This window comes from Neobacillus drentensis (assembly GCF_036966985.1).
Lineage (GTDB): Bacteria > Bacillota > Bacilli > Bacillales > Cytobacillaceae > Neobacillus > Neobacillus drentensis_E.
Map to the genome: position 1 here is coordinate 1 of NZ_JBALSN010000204.1, position 6,524 is coordinate 6,524.

Here is a 6,524-nt window from a genome sequence, read left to right on the forward strand (position 1 = left end):
CCTGGCTGCTCATGCCATTCACGAAAGTGGCTTTGGAACTTCTAATATATCTTTAGGTAAAAACAACTTATTTGGTTATGGTGCCTATGATTCCGCCCCATTTGTTGGGGCCTACCGTTTCGCAAACGTTGAGGCGTGTATCAATTATGTTGCCCAAAAAATGAAAGCTGATTACCTAAATCCGAATGGGACACATTTTGAAGGAGCCTTCCTTGGTCAACTCACAAAGGATTCTAAACAAAAAAGGATCGATAGTAAAAGTATTGGCATGAACTATTGGTATGCAAGTGACCCTTACTGGGCAGACGGGATTGCTAAACATATGCAAAAGATCATGGCCTTCGATCAAAAATATTATGAGAAGGCTGCTATTCAGACAAAAGTTCCGGCCATACCGGGAATCCCAGTTGGCAAGGATACATTTCCAGCAGGAATACAAGCGAAAGCAGCAAAAGATTTATCGAGCGTGATTAAAAAAGGTTCAACGTTTACCTTGCTTGAGAAATCAAATGATTATATGCTCAAGGTCAATGTTAAAAACAAAGTTTATTCGCTTAAAATTGCTTTCTCAACGTACAATAAATATTTCTCCGTTCTTAACTTGGGAAGGGTTACAGACACGGATTCTGTCAATGTTCGACCGGAGCCCTCAACCAATAAGAAGGAAATCGCTAAACTTACTTTAAACACTTATGTCCATTTGGTCTTGGATTCCAAAGGGAATATCGTCATGGATAAAACAAAAAAGTGGTACAATGTCCAATTAGCGAACGATAAAAAAGGCTGGGTAAGTACAATGTACATTAATCGAGAACTAAAATAATTTTTGAGGCTGACTTGTTTATCAAGTCAGCTTTTTAAAAGACGTTAGTCTTTTTGATGGTATTTTGTTGGAAATTATTCAGTTCTTATTTGAATTTTAAGTTTGATAGTCTTATAATGGTTTGGTGAAGTCAACTACATTAAAAATGAAATATAATTTATGATATTGAATAAATATTACCGCTTTTTCCGAATACTAAATAGCAGGAGGAATTACTCTTATGAAAAAGGTTTTAACATATGGAACATTTGATTTACTACATTTTGGACATATAAATTTACTTAGCCGTGCCAAAGACTTAGGTGATTATTTAGTGGTTGGTCTTTCCACAGATGAATTTAACAAAGGGAAAAACAAACAAGCCTACCACAGCTTTGAAAACAGAAAGTTAATTTTAGAATCCATCCGCTTTGTGGATGAAGTGATTCCGGAAAATACATGGGACCAAAAAATTCAAGATGTAATTAAACATGATATTGATGTTTTTGTGATGGGTGATGATTGGAAAGGCAAATTTGACTTTCTAAAAGAATATTGCGAAGTGGTCTACCTGCCAAGAACCATTGGGATCTCTACTTCACAAATAAAAGAAGATTTAAATGCTGTCACAAATGGTTAGGGAACTAGCCATTTGTTTTTATTTACTCGTCTTTAAGTGTCTGTTTTCCATCTTTAGTCTGTGGCCGCTGAGAAACAAAACCACGTTTGTAGTCAGTTTTGGCGATAACACCCAGTATGTGTACAAAGAAATTCTTCGGCAGCACATTCCGACTGACATGGTGTTTCTTTGTGAACAAAAGGCGTTCCCTAAGTTTAAGGATGTTCAAGAGGCCACGACCATTCTCTTTGAGGCTAAACATCTCATCAACTGGATGCAAGCTGTGTTTCATTTAGCTACTTCCCGCCGTATTTTTATCGATAACTACTTTGGCTTCCTAGCTGCCGTGTCCTTTAAAAAGGAAGTCAAGTGTATACAGTTATGGCATGCCTCGGGAGCAATGAAAAAGTTCGGTCTTGAAGATGAATCAATCAAATCGCGAACGGATCGAGCAAGAGAACGCTTTTTACAGGTATATAGTAAATTTGACCGAGTGGTGGTCGGTTCGGATGTGATGACAGAGATTTTCATGAAGTCCTTTCATTTAAAAAAGGAGAATATCCTGCCGACAGGCGTTCCGAGAACTGATTTCTTCTATAATAAAGAGGCGAAACAAAAAGCAATTGATACCTTACTACATCAACATCCGAGCTTGAGAGATAAAAAAATTATTCTCTATGCCCCAACCTATCGAGACCATGAGTTAGAACATTTTAACCTTGTCTTAGAAGTTGAAAAAATGGCCCGTGAGCTGGGACAAGACTATCGGTTAATTCTCAGGTTACATCCAGCCATTGTTCACAAGGAGGATTTTGCTGCAACAAGATCGTCAGATTTCGTTGTCGACCTTTCCTCAAGCCAATATGATATTAATGAGCTGCTAGTTGCCGCCGATTATTTGATTACTGATTATTCGTCGATTCCATACGATTTTTCACTTTTACATAAACCAATGATCTTTTTCGCCTATGATTTAGATGAATACAAACAACAGCGTGGAGTCATGGAAGGATTCGAAGAGCACCTGCCAGGACCTTTAGTGAAAGATACGGAATCGATTATTGAACTGATTCAAAACAATCGTTTTGATATAAGCCAAGTTGAATATTATTCTGAAAAATGGAATCAATACTCTAAGGGCTGTTCAAGTCAAAACCTTGTACAGTACATATTTACTGAAGAGTGGTTTAAAGCAAAGAGTACTGGGTATTAATTTAATAAATGTGACAAGCTTCGATATTTCATGTCGAAGCTTTGTTTTTATTATGTCCCTTTGGAGAAATTAATGTATAATGAACAAGGTTATTATTAGCGATAGGAAGGACAATTTTCATGAAATCGATGATTACTATTGTAAAGGAGCAAATCAGTTCCTTTTACTTGATCCTGAGGTTATCTGCCTTTGAACTGAAAAGTGCGAATACGAATAATTATCTCGGCAGATTTTGGGAAATACTGAATCCAATGATTCAGCTGACCATTTATTGGTTTGTATTTGGGGCCGGAATTCGGAAAGGCCGAGAGGTTCCGCTGGATAATGGTATAGATGTTCCGTTTTTTATTTGGATGGTCACAGGAATGATTGTCTGGTTTTTCGTCAATCCCGCGATTTCTGCTTCATCACGATCGATTTATTCGAGAATCCAATTAATCGCAAAAATGAGTTTCCCGATGAGCGCAATTCCTTCTTTTGTCATCATGGCGAATTTTTATACCCATCTCATATTAGTGGCCGTTGTCACTGTCTTTTTACAATTTACTGAATTTAAACTAAGCATCTATTTTATACAGCTGCCTTATTTTATGATTGCTACGTTATTATTCTTGCTTGCCCTTGCCCTGGTTACTTCCACACTGTCAACCATTGTCAGGGACGTCCAGCAGGTCGTTCAATCCGTATTAAAAATGTTATTATATTTAACACCACTCTTATGGCAAACAGATCATTTAATGATCAATGGAATCGACTTTGTTTTTGTATTAAAATTAAATCCTTTGTATTACATTGTTGAAGGGTATAGAGCGGCTTTGCTAGGAACGACCTGGTATCCAGCTGAATACCCACAATTAACATTGTATTTTTGGATTACTGTAGTCGTGTTGTTTTTCATCGGTTCTGTCCTTCATTTGAAATTTAGAAACCGTTTTGTTGATTACTTGTAAATTGGAGTTGATTTTTCGTGAGTGAAACGGTGATAGTAAAGAATGTCTTTAAAAAATATAAAATGCATCGATCACCAAAAGAAAAGCTTCTAGATGTCGTTTTACCAGGTGGGTATGGCGAGGATTTTTATGCGCTCCAAGATATATCCTTTACTGCCCAGAAAGGGGATGTCATCGGACTTGTCGGTGTCAATGGTTCCGGAAAATCGACGCTGTCTAACATTATAGCAGGCGTGATCCCGCCCACTTCAGGTGAAGTTACCACGATTGGAACCACCTCAATTATCGCAATCTCCTCAGGTCTGAATAATCAATTGACAGGCCGAGAGAATATTGAGTTAAAATGCTTAATGCTCGGTTTTAAAAAGAAAGAAATTAAAGAGATGGAACCTGAAATCATTGAATTTGCCGATATCGGAAAATTTATTGACCAACCAGTAAAAAAATATTCCAGCGGGATGAAGTCTCGGCTTGGTTTTGCGATTTCGGTCACTGTAAATCCAGATATTCTAATTGTCGACGAAGCGCTATCTGTAGGTGACCAGGTTTTTGCGCAAAAATCAAAGAACAAAATGTTTGAGTTTAAAGAAAAAGGGAAAACCATTTTCTTTGTCAGTCATTCGATGGGTCAAATTAAAGAGTTCTGTGAAAAAGCTGTCTGGTTAGAATATGGTGAAATTAAAAAATTTGGACCGGTTAAAGAAGTCATTCCTGAATATGAAAAATTCCTAAAAGAATATAAGTCAATGACTCCGGAACAGCAGAAAAAGTTCCGTGAACAGGTCATGCAAAAACAAAAAGGCTTAGCTGCAAAGGGTATTTAGGATGAAAACAAACTTGGTTACCATTTTAGGAATAGATTTTGTGAACAAACGCTTTGATCAAGTAGTCGAGGATCTCTTATCAAGAATAAATAATAAGCGTAAATCCTTTATTGTCACTGCTAACCCGGAGATTGTCATGTATGCACATGAACATTCCGATTATAAAAAAATTGTCCAATCGGCCGACATGGTTGTTCCAGACGGATATGGAATTATTCTGGCATCGAAAATATTAAGTACTCCTATCATGGAAAGAGTGGCTGGTTATGATCTAACAGTCCGCCTTCTTGAAATTGGAAATAAGAAAAAGTTAAAAATTTATCTTTTAGGCGGACGCGAAGAAACCAATCAAAAAGCGGTGGACAATATTCACAATACCTATCCTGACATTCAAATCGTCGGACGTCATCATGGATTTTTTGATTGGGAGAAAAGTCAGGTGACTGCTGAAATTAAAGCAGCTAACCCTGATATCGTATTTGTGGCATTGGGATTTCCTAGACAGGAACAATGGATCGCTAAACATCTCGACCAGTTTTCCCATGGGCTTTTTATGGGGGTAGGGGGCAGTATCGATGTGCTTGCCGGTGAGGTCCAGCGTGCACCGCGTATTTGGCAAAAATTGAATCTTGAATGGTTTTATCGCTTGATTAGCCAGCCAACTAGATGGAGACGAATGTTGGCCATACCACGTTTTATCATACAAATCTTTAAATTAAAATTGCACAAATAGGCTACTGGCTATTTTGGTTAAAATACTTGTAACCTTTTGGAGCAACCAATCGTCTTACATGGTGAAAGAAGCTAATTACTAGCATCGTGATGTTAAGATTGAATATTCTGATAATTTATTAATTTATACCAAAGTAAAATTGGGTGTGCTATAATATGTTCGTTGTAGTGTACTTAGAAATATGTGCCTGTTTCTAAAATTTATTAATGGGGCATTATACTAATAGGGAGGGTCTTCATGTTATATCTGACCTTAATATTATGTTTTTTATGCTCCATTTTAATTACTCCAATTGTCAAAAAATTGGCTTTTAAATTAGGAGCAACGGACAGTCCTAATCAGCGTAAAGTACATTCTAAAATTATGCCGCGTTTAGGCGGGTTAGCGATTTATATCAGTTTCCTTTTCGGTCTATTAATTCTCCAACCATATAGTCCCTACCATGCAGCTATTATTGCTGGGGGCGTTATTATATTACTTACTGGTATGTTAGATGATATCTATGAATTGTCAGCCAAGATAAAATTTGCCTTACAAATCCTTTCCGCTCTGATCGTTGTCATGTGGGGCGGGGTGGAAGTAGAATTTATTAACTTACCGTTTAACGGCTATTTAGAATTTGGGATTTTCAGTATTCCAATTACGGTCATCTGGATTGTGGGCGTTACGAATGCTATTAATTTGATTGACGGTCTGGATGGCTTGGCCGCAGGTGTTTCCTCCATTGCCTTTATCACTATTTCCGGGATGGCGATTGTGATGGGGAATGGATATGTAGTCGCAATGGGGACAATCCTTCTCGCCAGCACGTTAGGATTTTTGATCTATAATTTTCATCCAGCTAAAATTTTTATGGGTGATTCCGGTGCGCTTTTTCTTGGTTATATGATCTCGGTTCTTTCCTTGCTCGGTTTTAAAAATGTAACCTTAATCTCGTTTGTTGTTCCGATTATTATTTTAGGTGTTCCCATTTCGGATACATTCTTTGCTATCATCCGCCGTATTTATAATAAGAAATCATTATCAGCTCCAGATAAATCCCATTTACACCATTGCTTACTAGAACTAGGTTTTACACATCGTGAAACGGTTCTGTTAATTTATGCAATGAGTGCCATGTTTGGTCTTGCAGCCTTTATTTTTACGATTACAACCGTATGGGGTTCGATCTTAATCATGACCATAATCGTTTTGGCGATTGAGCTCTTTGTTGAAACGATTGGATTAATCAATAAAAATTATCGGCCGCTTTTACGCATTATGGGAATTTTGAACAAAAACAGATAATATAATAGTTACTATTAAAAGGGTGAATCACAACAGTGGATTACCCTTTTATTGTTTTCTTTTACTTGAAATTTATGCAAATGGCTGTGTTAAACT

The 6,524-nt window shown here is 37.2% G+C and carries 7 protein-coding genes; all 7 read left to right on the forward strand.

Annotated features, from left to right (window positions below; all coding sequences use genetic code 11):
* Window positions 1-823 (forward strand): SH3 domain-containing protein (locus V7659_RS13830; protein WP_335540482.1); only part of this gene is annotated, 823 nt, incomplete at its 5' end.
* A 220-nt stretch (window positions 824-1,043) separates the two neighbouring features.
* Window positions 1,044-1,442 (forward strand): glycerol-3-phosphate cytidylyltransferase, encoded by a 399-nt coding sequence (gene tagD, locus V7659_RS13835; RefSeq protein WP_026567721.1) that lies wholly within the window; start codon window positions 1,044-1,046, stop codon window positions 1,440-1,442.
* On the forward strand, window positions 1,423-2,634 hold the full coding sequence (locus V7659_RS13840) for a CDP-glycerol glycerophosphotransferase family protein (protein WP_335540483.1): 1,212 nt from the start codon (window positions 1,423-1,425) through the stop codon (window positions 2,632-2,634). Before tagD ends, V7659_RS13840 begins: the two co-directional genes overlap by 20 nt.
* Window positions 2,635-2,753: 119 nt before the next feature.
* Entirely contained in the window at window positions 2,754-3,584 is an 831-nt protein-coding gene (locus tag V7659_RS13845) for an ABC transporter permease (protein ID WP_335540484.1), read from the forward strand.
* 17 nt (window positions 3,585-3,601) lie between these two features.
* Entirely contained in the window at window positions 3,602-4,408 is an 807-nt protein-coding gene (gene tagH / locus V7659_RS13850; RefSeq protein WP_335540485.1) for a teichoic acids export ABC transporter ATP-binding subunit TagH, read from the forward strand.
* A 1-nt stretch (window position 4,409) separates the two neighbouring features.
* Window positions 4,410-5,141: a WecB/TagA/CpsF family glycosyltransferase gene (locus tag V7659_RS13855; RefSeq protein WP_335540486.1), complete on the forward strand. Its 732-nt coding sequence runs from the start codon at window positions 4,410-4,412 to the stop codon at window positions 5,139-5,141.
* 237 nt (window positions 5,142-5,378) lie between these two features.
* Window positions 5,379-6,428, forward strand: coding sequence for a glycosyltransferase family 4 protein (locus tag V7659_RS13860; protein WP_335540487.1), 1,050 nt, complete (start codon window positions 5,379-5,381; stop codon window positions 6,426-6,428).
* Window positions 6,429-6,524: the final 96 nt, after the last annotated feature.

Excerpts from the sequence above, each read along its gene's own strand:
- tagD (WP_026567721.1), top strand. The coding sequence starts at position 1,044 with ATGAAAAAGGTTTTAACATATGGAACATTTGATTTACTACATTTTGGA.
- V7659_RS13840 (WP_335540483.1), top strand. The coding sequence starts at position 1,423 with ATGCTGTCACAAATGGTTAGGGAACTAGCCATTTGTTTTTATTTACTC.
- V7659_RS13845 (WP_335540484.1), top strand. The coding sequence starts at position 2,754 with ATGAAATCGATGATTACTATTGTAAAGGAGCAAATCAGTTCCTTTTAC.
- V7659_RS13855 (WP_335540486.1), top strand. The coding sequence starts at position 4,410 with ATGAAAACAAACTTGGTTACCATTTTAGGAATAGATTTTGTGAACAAA.
- V7659_RS13860 (WP_335540487.1), top strand. The coding sequence starts at position 5,379 with ATGTTATATCTGACCTTAATATTATGTTTTTTATGCTCCATTTTAATT.